Annotated in this window: 25 protein-coding genes; 21 read left to right on the forward strand and 4 right to left on the reverse strand. The window is 63.6% G+C overall.

The annotated features are described in order from the left end of the window. Positions 1 to 73: 73 nt before the first annotated feature. Both ACZ522_RS18420 and ACZ522_RS18425 read right to left on the reverse strand, forming a co-directional pair. A complete protein-coding gene (locus ACZ522_RS18420; protein ID WP_379696207.1) occupies positions 74 to 337 on the reverse strand; it encodes a DUF7513 family protein in 264 nt (87 codons plus the stop codon). Further along, a complete protein-coding gene (locus ACZ522_RS18425) occupies positions 334 to 1,851 on the reverse strand; it encodes a Na+/H+ antiporter NhaC family protein (protein ID WP_379696205.1) in 1,518 nt (505 codons plus the stop codon). The genes ACZ522_RS18420 and ACZ522_RS18425 overlap by 4 nt, the downstream gene beginning before the upstream one ends. A gap of 159 nt (positions 1,852 to 2,010) precedes the next feature. Between ACZ522_RS18425 and ACZ522_RS18430 the strand changes: the two genes are divergently transcribed. Continuing rightward, on the forward strand, positions 2,011 to 3,282 hold the full coding sequence (locus tag ACZ522_RS18430; RefSeq protein WP_379696203.1) for an amidohydrolase: 1,272 nt from the start codon (positions 2,011 to 2,013) through the stop codon (positions 3,280 to 3,282). 219 nt (positions 3,283 to 3,501) lie between these two features. Next, positions 3,502 to 5,211: a hypothetical protein gene (locus ACZ522_RS18435; protein ID WP_379696201.1), complete on the forward strand. Its 1,710-nt coding sequence runs from the start codon at positions 3,502 to 3,504 to the stop codon at positions 5,209 to 5,211. A gap of 33 nt (positions 5,212 to 5,244) precedes the next feature. Here ACZ522_RS18435 and ACZ522_RS18440 read toward each other — a convergent pair whose 3' ends face one another. After that, on the reverse strand, positions 5,245 to 6,618 hold the full coding sequence (locus ACZ522_RS18440; RefSeq protein WP_379696199.1) for a geranylgeranyl reductase family protein: 1,374 nt from the start codon (positions 6,616 to 6,618) through the stop codon (positions 5,245 to 5,247). Positions 6,619 to 6,799: 181 nt separating this feature from the next. On the opposite strand from ACZ522_RS18440, the gene ACZ522_RS18445 reads away from it, so the two are divergent. Then, on the forward strand, positions 6,800 to 7,744 hold the full coding sequence (locus ACZ522_RS18445) for a DUF5131 family protein (protein WP_379696197.1): 945 nt from the start codon (positions 6,800 to 6,802) through the stop codon (positions 7,742 to 7,744). Between the two features lie 9 nt (positions 7,745 to 7,753). On the opposite strand, the gene ACZ522_RS18450 is transcribed toward ACZ522_RS18445, so the two are convergent. Then, on the reverse strand, positions 7,754 to 7,936 hold the full coding sequence (locus ACZ522_RS18450; protein WP_379696195.1) for a hypothetical protein: 183 nt from the start codon (positions 7,934 to 7,936) through the stop codon (positions 7,754 to 7,756). A 160-nt stretch (positions 7,937 to 8,096) separates the two neighbouring features. On the opposite strand from ACZ522_RS18450, the gene ACZ522_RS18455 reads away from it, so the two are divergent. The 18 genes from ACZ522_RS18455 to ACZ522_RS18540 all read left to right on the forward strand — a co-directional run bounded on the left by ACZ522_RS18455 (position 8,097) and on the right by ACZ522_RS18540 (position 17,462). Continuing rightward, positions 8,097 to 8,600 carry a coiled-coil domain-containing protein gene (locus ACZ522_RS18455; RefSeq protein WP_379696193.1) on the forward strand — a complete coding sequence of 168 codons (504 nt, stop codon included), beginning with the start codon at positions 8,097 to 8,099 and terminating at the stop codon, positions 8,598 to 8,600. A gap of 242 nt (positions 8,601 to 8,842) precedes the next feature. Then, the gene (locus ACZ522_RS18460; protein WP_379696191.1) at positions 8,843 to 10,966 is read left to right on the forward strand and encodes a minichromosome maintenance protein MCM; all 2,124 of its coding nucleotides are present in this window, start codon (positions 8,843 to 8,845) and stop codon (positions 10,964 to 10,966) included. 108 nt (positions 10,967 to 11,074) lie between these two features. Then, positions 11,075 to 11,338 carry a hypothetical protein gene (locus ACZ522_RS18465; RefSeq protein WP_379696189.1) on the forward strand — a complete coding sequence of 88 codons (264 nt, stop codon included), beginning with the start codon at positions 11,075 to 11,077 and terminating at the stop codon, positions 11,336 to 11,338. After that, a complete protein-coding gene (locus tag ACZ522_RS18470) occupies positions 11,331 to 11,522 on the forward strand; it encodes a hypothetical protein (RefSeq protein ID WP_379696188.1) in 192 nt (63 codons plus the stop codon). The genes ACZ522_RS18465 and ACZ522_RS18470 overlap by 8 nt, the downstream gene beginning before the upstream one ends. A 184-nt stretch (positions 11,523 to 11,706) precedes the next feature. Continuing rightward, complete coding sequence (locus ACZ522_RS18475) at positions 11,707 to 11,946, forward strand: MarR family transcriptional regulator (RefSeq protein WP_379696186.1); 240 nt, start codon at positions 11,707 to 11,709, stop codon at positions 11,944 to 11,946. Positions 11,947 to 12,180: 234 nt separating this feature from the next. Next, the gene (locus ACZ522_RS18480; protein WP_379696184.1) at positions 12,181 to 12,663 is read left to right on the forward strand and encodes a hypothetical protein; all 483 of its coding nucleotides are present in this window, start codon (positions 12,181 to 12,183) and stop codon (positions 12,661 to 12,663) included. 90 nt (positions 12,664 to 12,753) lie between these two features. Beyond that, entirely contained in the window at positions 12,754 to 12,948 is a 195-nt protein-coding gene (locus tag ACZ522_RS18485; protein ID WP_379696182.1) for a hypothetical protein, read from the forward strand. Continuing rightward, positions 12,941 to 13,066, forward strand: a complete 126-nt coding sequence (locus ACZ522_RS18490; protein ID WP_379696180.1) for a hypothetical protein — start codon at positions 12,941 to 12,943, stop codon at positions 13,064 to 13,066. The genes ACZ522_RS18485 and ACZ522_RS18490 overlap by 8 nt, the downstream gene beginning before the upstream one ends. Beyond that, positions 13,066 to 13,317 carry a hypothetical protein gene (locus tag ACZ522_RS18495; protein ID WP_379696178.1) on the forward strand — a complete coding sequence of 84 codons (252 nt, stop codon included), beginning with the start codon at positions 13,066 to 13,068 and terminating at the stop codon, positions 13,315 to 13,317. Before ACZ522_RS18490 ends, ACZ522_RS18495 begins: the two co-directional genes overlap by 1 nt. A 3-nt stretch (positions 13,318 to 13,320) precedes the next feature. Continuing rightward, positions 13,321 to 13,671 (forward strand): hypothetical protein, encoded by a 351-nt coding sequence (locus ACZ522_RS18500; RefSeq protein WP_379696176.1) that lies wholly within the window; start codon positions 13,321 to 13,323, stop codon positions 13,669 to 13,671. A 126-nt stretch (positions 13,672 to 13,797) separates the two neighbouring features. Next, entirely contained in the window at positions 13,798 to 14,499 is a 702-nt protein-coding gene (locus ACZ522_RS18505) for a hypothetical protein (protein WP_379696174.1), read from the forward strand. A gap of 473 nt (positions 14,500 to 14,972) precedes the next feature. Next, positions 14,973 to 15,140: a hypothetical protein gene (locus ACZ522_RS18510; RefSeq protein WP_379696172.1), complete on the forward strand. Its 168-nt coding sequence runs from the start codon at positions 14,973 to 14,975 to the stop codon at positions 15,138 to 15,140. A 1-nt stretch (position 15,141) separates the two neighbouring features. After that, positions 15,142 to 15,447, forward strand: a complete 306-nt coding sequence (locus ACZ522_RS18515) for a hypothetical protein (protein ID WP_379696170.1) — start codon at positions 15,142 to 15,144, stop codon at positions 15,445 to 15,447. Further along, positions 15,434 to 16,252 carry a helix-hairpin-helix domain-containing protein gene (locus ACZ522_RS18520; RefSeq protein ID WP_379696168.1) on the forward strand — a complete coding sequence of 273 codons (819 nt, stop codon included), beginning with the start codon at positions 15,434 to 15,436 and terminating at the stop codon, positions 16,250 to 16,252. Before ACZ522_RS18515 ends, ACZ522_RS18520 begins: the two co-directional genes overlap by 14 nt. Then, the gene (locus tag ACZ522_RS18525; RefSeq protein WP_379696166.1) at positions 16,253 to 16,720 is read left to right on the forward strand and encodes a hypothetical protein; all 468 of its coding nucleotides are present in this window, start codon (positions 16,253 to 16,255) and stop codon (positions 16,718 to 16,720) included. It begins immediately after the preceding gene. Further along, positions 16,717 to 16,887: a hypothetical protein gene (locus ACZ522_RS18530; protein ID WP_379696165.1), complete on the forward strand. Its 171-nt coding sequence runs from the start codon at positions 16,717 to 16,719 to the stop codon at positions 16,885 to 16,887. Before ACZ522_RS18525 ends, ACZ522_RS18530 begins: the two co-directional genes overlap by 4 nt. Before the next feature lie 30 nt (positions 16,888 to 16,917). Further along, positions 16,918 to 17,271, forward strand: a complete 354-nt coding sequence (locus ACZ522_RS18535; RefSeq protein ID WP_379696163.1) for a hypothetical protein — start codon at positions 16,918 to 16,920, stop codon at positions 17,269 to 17,271. Positions 17,272 to 17,300: 29 nt separating this feature from the next. Further along, a complete protein-coding gene (locus ACZ522_RS18540; RefSeq protein ID WP_379696162.1) occupies positions 17,301 to 17,462 on the forward strand; it encodes a hypothetical protein in 162 nt (53 codons plus the stop codon).

The raw sequence follows: 17,462 nt of genomic DNA on the forward strand, positions 1-17,462 counted from the left end.
CTCTCTCGCTCCCGCGTTCTTCTCTCCGCCGCCGCCGACGCTCTCCAATTTTCCTTTCGCGTCTCCGTTCTCGCTATCCTCGGTCGTCGAGCACTTCGACGAGTCGTCCGCGGCCGCGACTCGACGCGGCGTCGAACTCCTCGATTTCGAACCGGACGCGCCGTTCGAGGAGCGTCGGGTCCGCCCCCGGCAGTTCGATGACGGTGTCGCCGATTCGGACGATCGCGCCGTCGCCGGTGATGCGGGTGACGAACGCCGTCACCGTCTCGCCGGCTTCGAAGGCGGGCTTCGAGGCGCGGAACGTCTCCTCGGCGAACAGGAAGTCGAGGAAGCTCATACGCGGCTCACCTCCCCGGACTGCCGGTCGGAGACGTACTCGCGTCCGTACCCGGTCCACGCCGCAAAGAGGAACACCGCGACGAGGAACCAACCGTGGAACACGTACGGCCAGACGCTGGCGGGGTTGACCACCATCGACTGGGTGAACCACTCGTACTGCTCGGGGAGGCGTTGCATCGCGGAGTAGCCCGCGAGCAAGCCGCCGCCCCACGGGAAGATGTACCCGAGCGCCGAGGTGTTCGCGTCGAGGATGTTCGCCCGGCGGTAGCCGTTGATGTTGAACCGGCGGCCGAGCGTCGCGATGTACGGCGCGATGGCGATTTCGGCGGCGGTGTTGATGGTGATCATCCCGTTGACGAGGGCGGTGCCGAGGACCATCGTCGTCTCCGCGCGGCGGACGCTGGTGGCCACGCGTTCGAGGAGGAACTCCTGTATCGCGTCGAACGCGCCGCCGACCTGCATCACCTGCGCGCCCGCGACGATGAGGAGGACGAGGACGATGAGGGGGAAGAAGCCCGCCGCGCCGGCGTAGAGACTCCCCGAGACGGCGGCGCTCCCGGGTTCGACCGGGACGACGAACGCACCGACGACGGGAATCGCGTCTGCCGTCTGCACGAGTTCGGAGGCCCGCGACGCCTCGAAGGCGACCATGTCCGCGGGCGCGGCGAGGTCGAGGAGGAGGTTCAACGCGACGGAGGTGACGAGACCCCACGAGATGGCCTCGATGATGTGTCGGCCGCGCACCGCCGTCACAATGACGATGGCGATGGAGAGGAGGTGGGCGAGTCCCCGCGCGGTGGCGGGGCCTCCCACGTTGCTCACGTCGATGGGTTGCCCCGCCATCGCGGCACCCGCGACGAGGTAGGCGACGAAGGCGAAGGCGGCGGCAACGAGGGCGTATTTCAACCGCGAGGCGACGACGCCGCCGATGTCGGCGTTCTGCGTCACGGCGCTGACGATGGTGGTGTCGCTGACGGGCGCGAGGTTGTCGCCGAACACCGCGCCCGAGAGGATGGCCCCGAACATGAGGACGGGGTTCGCGCCGAGGACGACGCCCGCCGGGAAGACGAGGGCGGTGAACGCGATCGCCGTCCCGTACCCGGTTCCGATACCCGTCGCCAGCAGGGCCGCCAGCAGGAACGTCAGCGCCGGGAACAACGCCGCGCCGACGCTTATCGCGTCCGCGGCCCAGACGAGTCCGTCGACGAAGCCGCCGACCTGAATCGTCTCGGCGAACATCCCGGCCCACAACCACGCGACGATGGCCGTCGCGGCCACCCGTTCGGTCATGCCGTCGAACACCACGTCGGCGTACTCCTTCCAGTTCCCGACGACGAGGAACATCCCGAGGATGAGTCCGAGGAGCATCCCGACGACGAGTCCCGTCGGGTCGCCGATGCCCAGTATCCCGCTCTGTACGATGGCCCACGCGACGAAGAACGCTATCGGAACCGCGCTCGCGAGGCGTCCGCCTCGGAATCGCAGTTCACGAGTTTCGTCTGAGTCGGTCATTCACTCACTGGTGGAAGACGGGTCCACATAAGCGACCCGACACGGCGCGCAGACCCGTCAACGCGCCGACGGCGAGGCGCAGGGACGGACTCGAACCGCGTGGCGGCAAACCCGACGTACTCGGCGAGGTTTATCACCGTCCACCGCCACCGACAGACGATGACGACGTCCGACCTCGTCAGCCTTCGACGCGACTTGCACCGGCACCCCGAACCCGCGTGGCGGGAGTTCTACACCACCGCGCGCCTCGTGGACGAACTGGAGACGCGGGACTTAGACGCCCTGTACGTCGGGCGCGAGGTACTCGCCGAGGAGGAACGGATGGCCGTCCCCGACGAGGCGGAACTCGACGAGTGGTACGAACGCGCCCTCGCCGCGGGTGCCCGCGAGGACGTTCTCGAAGCCCTCCGCGGCGGGTACACCGGCGCGGTGGCGGTGGCCGAACGCGGCGAAGGACCGACCGTCGCCCTCCGCGTCGACATCGACGGCCTCCCCATCACCGAGTCCTCGGACGACGGCCACGAACCGACGGCGACGGGGTTCCGGTCAGAGAACGAGGGGTACATGCACGCCTGCGGGCACGACGCCCACGCGGCCATCGGACTGGGCGTCCTCGATTCGGTCCTCGAAAGCGACTTCGCGGGGACGCTGAAGGTGTTCTTCCAACCCGGCGAGGAACTGGTCGCCGGCGGGCGGGCGATGTCGAAGTCGGGACTCCTCGACGACGTGGACTACCTCTACGGCGCCCACATCGGACTCGACCACCCCTCCGGCGAAATCGTCGCGGGCATCGACGGCTTCCTCGCCGTCTCGCACTTCCGCGCGGAGTTCACCGGCGCGCCGTCGCACGCCGGGGCGCGCCCGGAGGAGGGCGACAACGCGGTGCAGGCGATGGCGACGGCCGTCCAGAACCTCTACGGCATCTCGCGGCACGCCGACGGCGCGACGCGCGTCAACGCCGGGATGGTCGGCGGCGGCACCGCGACGAACATCATCCCCGAGGAGGCGTTCATCGAGGGCGAAGTCCGGGGCGAGACGACCGAACTGATGGAGTACATGGAGGAGAAGTCCCGTCGCGTCCTCCGGTCGGCGGCGGAGATGCACGGTTGCGAGGTGGAGATTACGACGGAGGGGAAAGCCCCCTCGGCGCGGAGCGACGACGAACTCGTCGGAATCGTGAGCGACGTCGCGGGCGAGAACGCCGGCGTGACTTCCTTGGTCGAACGCGACTCCCTCGGCGGTAGCGAGGACGCCACCTACCTGATGCAGGAGGTACAGAAGAACGGCGGCAAAGCGGCCTACATCGGCGTCGGAACCGACCACCCCGGCGGCCACCACACGAGCACGTTCGACGTGGACGAAGACAGCATCGGCCTCGGCATCGACGTCCTCTCTCAGTCCATCCGGGAACTCTCGAAGCGCCGACCCTGACCGAGGATAGTTATTTACTTACGTTTACACATTGTTCGTTTTCCTATTCTTCAGTCCCTCTTACTGCCAAAACCGGAGGTTTAGGATAGATAATAATATATTCATTTCCCGTGGAAACTATGTAAGCCCGCTTACAATTTTTATCAACGCAGACGGAGATGTGGGTATTGCATGACACGTAGACGAACGATTACCGTTGCGGTTGCTCTTCTGGTCTTGGTGGCCACGCCGGTCGGCGTCTTCGCCGCCCCCGTGGTCGCACAGGAGACAACTGAGAACGAGACGGCGACAGACACGGCCACAGACACTCCGATCGAGGAGACGAACAACACCACGGAGACGGAGACAGAAACTCCGACTGAGACTGAGACGGAGACTCCGACCGAGACGGAGACAGACACCCCGACTGAGACGGTGACTCCGACCGAGAATGAGACGGAAACTCCGACCGAGAATGAGACGGAGACTCCCGTCGAAGAGGAGGAGGACAACCGGACCATCGACTCGTGTACGGTCATCAACGAATCGGGGACGTACACCATCTCCGAGAACTTCTCCGCCGACGAACTGCAGGAAGTGTCGGACCCCGGCGTCGACGCTAACGCGTCCGCCTGCATCGTCATCGCCGCGGACAACGTGACTCTCGACGGACAGGACATCGAAATCAGCGCCCCTAACGGGACGACCGCCAATCAGACGAACAACGAATCGCTCACCGTCGGCATCGCCGTCGCCGGCGATAACGCCACGGTTCAGTACCCGACCGTCTCGGACTTCGACGTCGGCGTCCACCTCGCCGGCACCGAGAACGCCTCGGTGAACAACCTCGAAGCGAGAGACACCGAACGCGCCGCCGTCGTCTTCGCGGGCGCGTCCGACAGCGTCGTCGAGAACGTCACCGCGGATAACGTCTCCACCAGCCAACTGAACGAGACGGAGATCAACGACACCGAGATTAACGAGACGGAGATCAACGACACCGAGATTAACGAGACGGAGATCAACGACACCGAGACGAACGAGTCGAACGACACGTTCTCCGGCGCGTTCGCCTTCGTGAACTCGACTAACAACACCGTCCGTGAGGCCGTCGTCAACAACACGACCGGTTGGACGGTCTCCAGTCAGAACACCGAAGCGCTGAACAACGCGAGCAACGCGAGCCAAAACGCTAGCGCGAACGTCACCCAGAACAACTCCGTCGAGAACGTCACCGTCAACGAGACGACGTTCTCCGCGACGTTCCGAGACGTGAACATCCGCCCGGCGACGGACTACCCCGACGCCCCCGAGGGCGTCGCCGTCCTCGGTCAGCCCCTCCAGACCGAAGCGATGTCCGAGAACGCCACGTTCCAACTGTCGTTCATCTACCAGGAGTCCGAGCTGGAAGACGCGGGGACCGACGAGTTCTCCCTCAGCATCTACGAGGTCAGCGGTGACTCGTGGAGCCCCGTGACCGGTACGCACGTCAACGTCTCTACCAACAACGCGACCGCGATGGTCGACGGGAACGGCACCTACGCCCTCGTCGGCCAGACGACGAACGACACCGCCGAAAACGAGACGGCCGAGAACGACACGGTGATCGTCAACGACACTGCCGAAAACGAGACGACCGAGAACGACACGGTGATCGTCAACGATACCGACGAAAACGAGACGATAGGAATGAACGACACGGTGATCGTCAACGATACGGACACCGACGAGACGAATACCGAACTGAACGAGACGACGGCGAACGACACCGCTAACGATACGGTGGTCATCAACGAGACGACGAACGACACCGCCAACGATACGGTGATCGTCAACGAGACGACGACGAACGCCACCGCGACGAACAACACAACGACGAACGACACCGCGACGCCGGTCGGAGAGAACACGACGACCGAAGCGTCCGGTAACGTGACCGTCGAGACGTAAGAAAACGTTCCGAACCGTCTGCGTCTTCTTTTTTCAGTACTTCGGTTCCGCGCCCGTGACCTCGTAGATTTCGTCCATCAAGCGGTCACGCTCGGCCTGCCACCCTTCGAGTGCGCCGGGGCGGCCGGGATAGCGCTTGTAGTGGTCCATGAGTTCGTCCGCGAGGTTCTTCGTCTTGTAGAAGTCGTAGATGAGTTCCCAGTAGCCGTAGCTCTCCTTTGCGGTCTTGAGAGCGAGTTTCGGGCCGAACGACGTCGTCCCGGAGTACAGCGCTTCGGCGAGTTTCTCGCCCGGAAGCGCGGCCAGGAGGCTCATCAGTTCGTCCACGTTGATGGCCGTCGAGAGGATGTTGTACACGTCGAGGCCGGCGTACCGCGCGCCGAAGTGCGACATGACGCGCTCGTTGTACCGCCAGAGGGTCTCCTCGGAGACGTCACCGCTCGCGACGGCTTCGACGGCCTGTTCGCCCGCGTACTCGCCGGCGTACGCCGCGCCAGCGATGCCGCCCCCGGTGGTCGGGTTGACGTGGGCCGCGGAGTCGCCGGCGGCGATGAACCCCGGCGCGACGGCCGAGTCGTAGGGGCGACGCGTCGGCAGGGCCGCGCCGAGTTTGTCGGTGACCTCCGCGCCCTCGAACTCCTCGCGGTTCCGCAGGTCGTCTTTCAGGTCGTCGACGAGTTTCATCGGTTCCTCGTTCATCTGGAAGCCGAGACCCGCGTTTATCTCCGTCTCCGTCCGCGGGAAGTACCAAATGTACCCGGCGGCGACCTGTGCGGGCTTGAACACGAGTGCGTCGGACCACTCAACCGGTTCCTCGACTTCGACGACTTCGCGGTAGGCCGAACAGAACTGCGAGTACGAGACGTTCGTGTCGAACGTCGCATCGGAGAAGTCCGCCTTGTCCTGCAGGAGCGATAACGCGCCCGCGCCGTCGATGACGATGTCGGCGTCGTACTCGACTTCCTCGCCCTTGCGCTTGCCGCTGACGCCGGTGACGGTGCCGTCGTCGTCCTGCGTCACGTCCTGGACGACGGTGTCGTAGTGGAACTCCGCGCCGGCGTTCTCGGCGCCCTCGATGATGCGGCGACCGTACTCCCAGCGGTCGATGACGGCGAGTTCGCCGGGGACCGGAATGTCGAGCACCGAGTCCTCCTTGGGTATCTCGAAGCGCCCGTGGTCGACATCCGTGTTCGTGAACGCCGGTTCTATCTGCGCCTTCGGGATGGCGTCGGGGAACTCGTCTGCGCCCTTCAGGGCGTCACCGCAGGCGATGTGCCCCGCCTCCTCGGCGGTCTTTCGCTCGACGACGACTGCGTCGAGACCCTCACTCGCGACGGTCGCGGCGGCGTAGCATCCAGCGGTGCCCGCGCCGACGACGACGACGTCGTACTCGTGGGTCGTACTCATTGACTCGCATTTCTCCGCCGTGGCAGGAAAACTCTTTATTTGTTGGTCTGAGTCGGGCAAAGACCAGCCATTCCACCCCCGAATCGGTCGTAGAAGCCGCCTCGCCAACCGATTCGACCGTTGACACCCTCAACATTTCGGGTGTGACGCGTCAGCAGAGCGGAATTACGGGGATGGCGGCATGAACGAGACGGACATCGCGTGGACCGACACCACGTGGAATTCCGTCCACGGCTGCTCGAAGGTGAGCGCTGGCTGCGACAACTGCTACGCCGAGCGGATCAGCCGGCAGTACGGCCACACCGACCACGCCTGGACGAACGAGCACGCCGGCGAGAACGTCTCGACGCGCCCCGACAAGCTCAAGGAACCGTACGCGCTCACCGAGCCGTCGCGCATCTTCGTGAACTCGATGAGCGACCTGTTCCACGCGGCCGTTCCCGACGAGTTCATCCTCGACGTGTTCGCGGTGATGCGGAACTGCCCGCACCACATCTCCCAGACCCTCACGAAGCGTCCCGGCCGCGCCACGCACATGACGCTGGAGTGGCCGCCGAACGTCTGGATGGGGACGAGCGTCGAGGACGGTCGCGTCACCGACCGGATCGACCTGCTCCGGGAGTGCGACGCCGAGACGCTGTTCCTCTCGTGTGAGCCGCTGATCGGCCCGCTCGGGGAAATCGACCTGTCGGGCTACGACTGGGTCATCGCCGGCGGCGAGTCCGGCCCCGACGCCGACCGCCGCGACATGGATCACGCGTGGGCGCGCGACATCCTGCGGCAGTGCCGTCGTGACGACGTCGCGTTCTTCTTCAAGCAGAGTAGTGCGCGACAGCCCGAGACGAACCCGTATCTGACGGTCGACCGCGGCGGCATCGACGTCCAGGTGCAGTTCCGGGAGCTCCCGGCGCTGTCGCCGGTCGTCGAACGTGCGCGGGCGGCGTACGCAGGGGGGTGCGTCGGCGTGAGCGTCCTCGACGACCTCCCGCCCGGCTGCGGCTGTCTCGGCTGCGCTCGCCCGGCGAGTTTTGTCGTCGATCACCCCGACCACGGCCACCGGACGGTCTGCAAAACGCACGCGCGTGACTATCCGGTTATCGAACGCCTCGGAGGTGACTCGGCGTGAGAACCAGCGTTACTCGGTTCGCCACCACGAGACGTGGCGCGACGTGTGCTTCTTACGATGAATCTTGTCCTCCTCAGCGAGGGCTTCGAGGTAGTTGTGGACCGTCCGACGTTCCGCATCAAGCGTCTCGGCGAGTTCACTCGCCGTATACGGCTCGCAGATGTCCATCTCGTCGAGGAGCCGCTTCTCCATTGGATGATTCGTTCGGCTGCAGGCTGCATGAATCTTGCCCATGTGGGAAAATTCCCTCTCCGTCTATTCCCAACTGGGAAAGCATTAAGCTGTTTCCCAACTGGGAATACAGTATGAGCATGAAATTTAGCCACCATCAATCCACCGGAGGTATCGTCCGATGACCGACGAGGAGCTTCGCTCGGAGGTGAACCAACTGAAGAGCGACTTCCAGGGCCTGCTCAAACAGCACCAGACCGCCCTTCAGCGCATCGACGAGTTAGAGGACCGCGTCGAGGACCTCGAAGCCGAGAACGACGCGCTTCGCCGCGGCGCGGACCTCGTCCAGACCGTGCGCAAGAACGGCGCGACGACGACCGAAAAGCGCGCCGTCGAGGTCATCAACACGCTCGGTCGCCGTGCCGGCGGTCGTCCCGACTCCCAACCGGCGCGGAGTGAACTCGACGCCACGGGCATCGTCAACGCCCTCGGCGGCTCGATCGACCGGACGAACACGTACGGGTTCATGGACGACGTCGTCGAGTTGGTCGGCAACCCGAACGTCCTCTGGAAGCAGAAAGAGCCGCGCTCGAGTTCGGACAACACGCGTCTCGTCCTCGACCTCCGGAACGGCGATCTCCCCGAGATGGTCGCCGGCCACGAGCTGGAGGTGACCACGGCGTGAACACACCGGAGTCGAGGTGTATACTTTACACAACACGCGAGGCAGGCAAGCCCCCGCCGTGACCCACGCACTCAGCAACCTCGCTTGGATTAGGTGAAAGTTACGCGGAACACGAAACGAAAGCAAATGTCGATTAGTCAACACTACGCTCGCACAACGCTCGCACAGCTCGCATCAACCGCCGTACACACACCTGTTTCGGTGTTGTGTAGATTACACACCGGGCCGGGAGGTGACGCGGCGTGAGCACCGCCGCCGTCGCCGGAACCGAGGGACTCATCGACCGGTTCCTCGCGTTCTTCGAGAAGTACTACCGCGACGCCATCGGCACGCTCGCGCAACGCTACCCGTCGGAGCAGCGGTCGCTGTACATCACCTACGACGACCTGTTCACGTTCGACCATGCCCTCGCGGACGACTGGGTGGGCAACCCCGAGACGGTACGGGAGTACGCCGACGAGGCGCTGCGGCTGTACGACCTGCCGGCGGACATCGACCTCAGCGGAGGGACTGACACTCCGGCAGCCACGGTTCGACTCACCGGCCTTCCGGTGGAGCACACCTACTACCCCGGTGGGTTCTCCCCGACCGACCACGCCGGCGAGTACGTCGCCATCGAGGGGCAGGTCGCGAAGGCGACCGAGACGTACTCGAGTATCGTCGAAGCGGCGTTCGTCTGCCAGCGCTGCGGGACGCCGACGTACATCCCCCAGACCGACAGCGGGTTTCAGGAACCCCACGAGTGCCAGGGCTGTGAACGACAGGGCCCCTTCGACGTCGATTTCGACGACTCGACGTTCATCGACGCCCAGAAACTCCGCATCGAGGAACCGCCCGAGGTGGCAAAAGGCGGCGACACCAGCCATATCGACGTGTTCCTCGAAGACGACCTCGTCAAACAGATCGAGCCCGGGGACAAGGTGGCGGTCGCGGGCATCCTCCACCTCGAACAGCAGACGGCGAATAACTCGAAGACGGGGAAGTTCCGCCCCTACTTGGACGGCCGCGCGATCACGACGAAAGAAGCGGAGTTCGAGGACATCGAAATCACCGACGCCGAGGAGGAACGCATCCGCGATATCGCCAGCGAGGAGACCGACGGCGACATCTTCGAGCTGGCCGTCGACTCCATCGCGCCGACGGTCGAGGAGGAAGACGACATCAAACTCGCCATCTTCCTGCAGCTCGTCTCGGGCGTGCGCGTGGAGATGCCCGACGGGACGGTCGAACGGGGCGACTACCACCAGCTCCTCATCGGCGACCCCTCGACGGGCAAATCCCTGCTGATGGACGCCGCCGAGACGATCGCGCCGCGATCGGTCTCCGTCTCGGGCCACGGCGCCTCCGCCTCTGGGTTGACCGCCGCCGCTGTTCGCGACGACTTCGGCGACGGACAGTGGACGCTCGAGGCCGGGGCGCTCGTCCACGCGCACAAAGGCCTCGCCTGCGTCGACGAACTCGACAAGATTTCGCCCGACGCGGTGAAGTCGATGCACAAGGCGCTCTCCCAGCAGCGTATCCCCGTCAACAAAGCGGGCATCAACACGACGCTGCCCTCCGAGACGGCACTGTTGGGCGCGGCGAACCCGAAGGACGGCCGGTGGGACCCCTATAAGGAAACCCACGAACAGATCGACATCGACGGCGCGCTCCTCTCACGCTTTGGCCTCATCTGGAAACTGACGGACGAACCCGACGAGGAGCGTGACACGCGCATCTCGGATACGATGCTGGCGTCGAAAGACATCGGCAAGCGCCTCTCGATCAACACGAACAGCGTCGGCGACGATGAGCGCGCCGCGGTCGAACCCGCCCTCGACACCGAGTTCCTGCGGAAGTATATTGCGTACGCGCGAGCGAACTACACGCCCGTGTTCCGCGACGACGACGTGCGCGAGCACGCCCGCGAGAAGTTCGTCACGCTCCGCTCGTCGAACGGTTACGATCCCGACGCGGCCGTCCCGGTGACGTTCCGGAAACTGCAGGACGTCCACCGTATCGCCGAGGCGTCGGCGCGGGCCCGCCTCTCGCCCGTCATCGAGGAACAGGACGTCAAGCGCGCCCAACGGCTCGTCGGTGCGTCGATGCGGCAGTTCGCGACGAACGACGACAACGAGTTCGACGCGGACATCACCGAGACGGGCACCTCGAAGACTCAGAAAGAACGGAAGGAATCGCTTCGGCAACTCATCATCGAACTGCAGGGCGACGAGGGGCCGCTCATGGTCGGGGAACTCTGCAGCGAGGCCGAGGAGCAACTCGGCCTGAAGCCTCGCGTGACAAAAGACGAAGTCGAAGTCCTCTGTCAGAAGGGGGAGGCGTACCGCCCCGGTGGCGAGGGGACGGTCCGGGTGTTCGGCCAATGACCGAGCAGACCCGCCCGCTGCACGACGAACAGGTCCGGCACCTCGCCCGCCGACTCAAGATACCGCTGCCGGAAGCCGACCACCTGCTGGCGAACATGGAGACCGACGATGAGTGAGCCCACCGACGCCGTCCACCAGCGAACACTCGACGGCGATTGTCTCTCGAAGGCCCGCATCGAATGTGAGGCCTACGAGGGCTGTACGAAGCCGGCGAACGTCGCCGTCGGGAACCTCGGTGGGAACGCCTATCTCGACTCGATCGACGAACTGTTCGTCTGCGAGACGTGCGCCGACGAGTACCGGGTTGATGCAACGACCCCGACAATCCGCTCGCTGACGCCCTCGGAACGATGGGAGGCCGCCGATGGCTGAGGCCGAATGCCAGCGCTGCGGTTCACCAGCATCGTCTCGTCCACTCTACGGCGTTTCGCTCTGGGGACTCTGCTATCCCTGCTGGGACTACCTCGCCGAGTTCCGCCCGAGCAACCTCCCCGGTCGCGGGCCCCACGCCGCGACGGATCAAACCGGCCTCGACGCCTTCGGAGGTGAGGCGTGATGGGGTCGGCACAAACCGACACCGAGCACGAACCGCCGTGTCCGGACTGTGGGTCGCATCACTTCGTCAACTCGAATAACCGCGCCAAGTGCTCTTGGCGGTGCAAGCGCTGTGCGAAGACGTTCACACGCCGGTGGGATCGCCCTCGTGAACAGACCTACCAGAACGAACTGAGGATGCACGAATGAGCGAATCCCTCCCTGAACTCCCCGACGACCTCCGTGACGCATCGCCAGCAACGAAACACATCTATCACACGATCGCTGCCAACGGCCCGCTCACGACGTCGGAGTTAGTCGAGATGCTCGGGTACACGGGTGAGACGGTCCGCGTCGCGACCCGCGAGTTAGTCGACCGGGGGCATCTCGAACGGACCCATCGACACGACGATTTACGCCACTGTCTCTTTGTGACACCAAAGTAACACAGAATTTCTGTGCTATCTCCGGATTTATCCGCCATAAGCCGTATATACTGGATAGACTCGCTCCGGCCCCCGACCCGCAGTGATCGCGGGGATGAGGGATGTCGGATAACAGCCGCCGCTCCGCGATTCTTCTGCATTCCACCCATGAAAGGACCGTGTGCATTTGACCCCGATACAGGCGTACCACTCGATAACCGTGCGTTCACAACTCCCTCGGAAGCGCCCGAACATGTGTTCGTCCCGCTGCGGACGCCGAAACCGCACGAGGCCATCGACGCTGACTGGAGTAATCGGGAAGGCGCCCTCACGAACGGAGAACTCAGTTCGTCCGACGCGGGGCTACTCGGCTACTTCAAACGCGTCCACCGGCAGGAGTTCGCCGAACCGAACCCGAAGATGGACTGCGCTGCGGCGGCGGCTATCAAGCAACTCAAAGCCCAACGCAACCACACACGCGATACGTTCCTCTGGTTAGCGCTCGCGGAACGCCTCGCCTCGAAGGGCTACCCCGCCCGCTGGATGCTCGACTACTTCACGCCACGCTGTCCGCTCTGCGGATCCATCGCGAAGTTCCCCGGCGGGAAGTTCGGCTCCGAAGCCATCTGCGCCAGCGCCGAGCAGGACCACGGCGCCGTCGACGACGCGATTCGTGAGAAGATCACCGAGTTCTACGAGAACGCGTTCGACGACGATCTCGAACCGGCGGTCGTCTGACGATGGACTGGCTGGCGTGGTATCTCTTCGCCCTCACGTCCATCGGGTGTGGCGGCCTCGCCCTCTGGTATCTCGCATGGGTGATTTTCGATGACTGACTCACCAGACGACCTTTCGAAAGCCGAGCGGAACGCGCTCTACGAGAATATCCAAGCCGTCGAACGGACCCTCACCGAGGACGTTCGCGATGTCGACGACCCGCAGTACGCGGCGGGGCGCGTCGACGGGGTGCAAGAGTTCGCGGCCGCACTCGCTCACCGGTTAAATCTCGATCACCATGAGTAACGGCCCTGCGACGCCGCATCGCTGCCCGGACTGCGGCGCGTTCTACGAACCCGAGCCCGACGGCGAGGACGAGTGCTGTCCGAACGAGTGCAACTGCCCCGAAGACGAGGACGCATGATGGACGACCAACCCATACAGTCGGCTCGGGAGGCACGCTGCCAGTGTTGTGGAGGGTTCGCCGGCCACGGTGCCGACCCCGACTACTGCGGCATCTGTCGCGCCGCCGGCGAACACTTGACGACCTGCCCGATGTGCAGGGAGCGCGTACCGAGAGCGTCTATCGACGACGTCTGCCCAGACTGTGAGGAGACGATGGACGAACTGGATCGGCTCGTCCGTTCGGGAGCCTCTGCCGCAGACGAGGAGTAACCCATGTCTGCAGATGACCTCCCGACGCCCCGTGAGCCGTCGGCGTACCGTCCGGGGATTCACTTCGGCGAGCGGTTCGGTGATCGCTACTCGGACCGGAAGCGGCACCTCGACGGCGAGATCATCAACGGCTGCATCGAGAACGGCGTCGTGACGAAGCAGGGCCGGGACCTCTGGTGGCTTCGCGAGACGTTCGGCGGCGTCACGTACCGGCTCGTCATCGACACCGAGGAACGCGAGGTGGTGACAGGCTATCCCGTCTCGATCAACACCGACGCCGCGCGGGAGTCCGGGCGGTGGTCGGCCCAGCAGATCGAGGAGATTCGGCACTTCATCGCGACTGACCCACGGTGATAGCAGTTGATTGTGTCATTTTATTAATCAAAACTGCATTTCGGCCGAACCATTTCATCCGACAAAGTGTCAGTATTATTACTGGACAGGTTCAAGTGTGGTCAATGAATACATTTCTGATGAAAGGTGCTCTCAATGCTTGGAGATTTCTCTCCTTTCTTGGATTTCGTCTCATGGGTGCCGAGCGAACTTTGGTTCATAATCATCGGATCTATCCTAACTGCTGTTGCGTCATGGACGATTCAGTACTATCGAGATGCAGTCAAACGCCGATCGATTCGAAACTCGCTAAGAGCAGAGATAAAGAGATCAAAGGAAGATCTCGATTTTTTAGCATCTATGCCAGACAGTAAACGGAGCAATCTTGAGCGAGATCTCAGCACCCGGATGTATGACCAGCACTACTCTCAGCTTGGGTTGCTATCAAGCGACGAACTTGATTACGCGACAGACTATTACCGAAATATCGAGAGGATCATTGACGATCAAGAATGGTATAACGAGCTTGTAGAGGCTGATCCAGTCCCAGCTTCAGAAGACTTCCCCGATCACCCGAAATCACACCTTGCCATACACAACCTTCAGCACGACTCAAAACAGGCGATCATGGCCCGGACGAAGCTCCTTAGCGAAATCGACGCCCGAACGGGCTTTTTCTGGTGGGTACCTTTCTCGGAGGCAAAACATAATCGATGCCACTCTCCTCCAGAAAAGCCTGACTTCATCACAGGAGATCAACCTGTCCTCGCCGGTGCATCAAGCGAAGAGGGGGTTGAGGAAAGAGACGAGCAGGTTGAATCAGACGAACAGACTGAAACAGACACGTAACCAGCGAACTACTTGCTAACCTGTCCTAGATGACCCGATGACCGGCGAGAGCCGCGAGACCGACGGCGATAGGACGCAGAGCCACACGAGCGGGCGCACATTCGCCAACCGGCGGACATGATCAATTCTTCGTAGGGGAACTACGTTCCTCGGGACCGCAGATCGGCGTACTCATCTTCACTACGTCGGCCCTCGTCCCGCTATCGCGCGGTGCGTCTGTCATTCGACTCCGTACGATTCCAGTCCAATAGTTCCAACAAAGCCCGTGCGTCCGCAGCTGACGCCCGCTGGTCGCGGCATGGAGCCACCTATCGCGTCGGTGATCTAAAGCCGGCGACGGTGGCCATCCATGTGCTGGGGTTCGATTCCCCGCCGGCGTCTTTTCACTTGTACTGTTCCGAAACTACCCTCCTCGTAGCCCTCTCGTGCAGCCCCGCCACTCCCGGCGGCGTGTACTACAAGAATCATGTCTAATGAACAGAGACAGCATCAAATTCTACGTCGGCACAGTCGCCGGTCTCGCGATCATTTACATATCGGTCACCGGCACCCCGCCGCAGTACTGGACCGTCGTCGGGCTTCTCACGATCCTCGGCGCGGGCTGGGGCGTCGACGTGATCCTCAACGGAGGTTCAAAGTAAGATGATTGCTCCCCCATCGGAAAGCGTCCTCGCACACCAATTCGGCCTCTTCGTCGGCTTCGGCCTCCTGGTCGCCGGCCTGTGGTTGCGGATGACAGATCGTCGATACCCGTTCGTCTTTCAAGCACTGTACTTCCTGCTCGGACTGGCGTTCATGGGCATCTTCGCCCGCCTACTGATCGCGTCACCGTTCTGGAGCGCGTCGGCCGTGGTGTTCTCGCTCGGCCTCGTCCTCATCGTCATGTCCGCCGGATTCACCCGCATCGTCGACCACTACGCCGAAGATATTCCCCATGACAAACTCTAACGACACCACCAGCGACGACCTCACGACTATCAACGGCATCGGCACGAAACGAGCGGCTCGACTGCGCGCGGCCGGCTACGAGACCATCGCCGACATCCAAACCGCGATGGTCGACGACCTCGCCCGCGTCGAGGGAATCTCCACCCACGCCGCCCAGACGATCGTCGAGAACACACCCGCCGAGTCGAGCGATACGGACACCCCCGACTCGGGTGGCCTACCCGCCTACGAGTGCGACTACTGCGGGGAAACGTTCAGTTCGGACGAGAAAGCCGAGTACAAGGAGCACAAGAAAACGCACCCCGACACGTCCGACGGAAAGTCGGCGGCCGACGTCGCCGCCGCCGGCGAGTTCACGTCGACCGGACACGACACCGTCACGTCGGCGTCGAACTCGAACATCCGCGCACGCCTCGGTCGCGTCACGAAACACCTCCGGAAGCGTCTCCCGCGAGACAAGGATGGCGATGGCAGGATCGAGGTGCGGCGGAGCGCGCTCATCGCGTGGTTCCTGGCGGCCGCGTTCGGCACCATCCTCGGCCATACCCTCGCGCACGACCCGAACGCGATGCTGAAGGTTGTCGGGGGGCCGAGCGTCGTGTACGCGACCCTCCGAATCATCGCACAACCGAACTCGACACCCATCCCGAAGGAGTGGCTCGATTCGACAGCGTTCGTCCTGGTGATCGCCGGGACGCTCTTCGGGTATTCGCTCGTCACCGTCCCGTATAGCGAGCAGTTCAAGATGGTATCCGACGCGCTGTCGCACATGGTCGGAGAAGGCCACGCCTCCGGCGCGCACTAAATGTCGTTCGGGTACATCGAACGCGTCCCGTGGCATCTCGTCCGGGCCGGCATCGCTGCCTACCGCGTCGCCCAGCACACCGTTGAGAAACCCGATGACGTCCCGCGACTCATCGTCTACGGCCTCGACGAAGGCAACATCCCACCCGAGCGGGCGCTCCGGTACGTGTTAGGCCGGCGCTCGTTCGGCCCGAACTGGGAGCTCTCCGTCTACTACAAGGGCGAAATCCAGAACCTCCGGCGGACAGAGTTCCGCCCCGAGATCGGCCCGCCCGAAATCGAAGAGTGGCAGAACCACATCCGAGCGTTCGACCACCCCGACGGCCTCGAAGTGCTGGCGCATTGGGAACCCGAACCGACGGAACACCCCGACGAGCATCTCTCCGAGGAGTACATGGACGTCGAACGCGGAACCAGACGCCTCGAATCGATCCTCGACGAGGAGGGAATCGAGTACGACCGGAGATGATGACCCCACCCGAGCCCGTTGTCACCGACAACTGGCTCATCTATCACGATCCGACGAAGCTCGCGACGACTGCGGGCATGATCGAGACGATGCCCGCGGAAGCCCGCGCCAAGGGCGCGTTTCCCTGCGGGCAGTGTTGGCCGGGGCGGACGGACACGCGCCGGTAACGCAGACGCACTTTTTCATACATCAGACCAATGACGATCCCAGAAACCGAGTTTCACGACCTTGTCGGCGCATGGCTCCACGACCGATTCCCCTCTGACGCTATCCGAGACGAGCCGCGTCTCCACACCGGCCGTATCCCCGACTGGTTGGTCGTCTCGCCACTCGGCGCAGTCTTCGCGATCGAGGTAGAGAACACGGCCGACGACGTGATCGGCGGCGTCGGACAGGCGAGACTGTACGCGAGCCACTCCCCGCGGTACGTCCCGGTCGTCATCTTCCCGACGATGTCCGCGGAAGCCCGCGAGGAGATTCGCCTCCTCCGTCAGCATATGGTCGTCATCGAACTCGATCCCGAGACGCTCGCCGCCGAGTACGCCGAGTGACGACCTGACCACCCTTCGAGGACTCCCTCATGTCGACTACCAACGATCCCGATAGCTCCCCGTACCTCCGGCTGTACTGCCCGGAGTGCGAGACGTCCGTCCCCCGAACCGAGACCCGTCGCCAGTACGCCCACCGATGGCACGTCGGGTGCGGCGCAGAGGTTCGGACACCGACGCTCGGGGATCTGTGA

Source organism: Halopelagius fulvigenes (assembly GCF_055398025.1).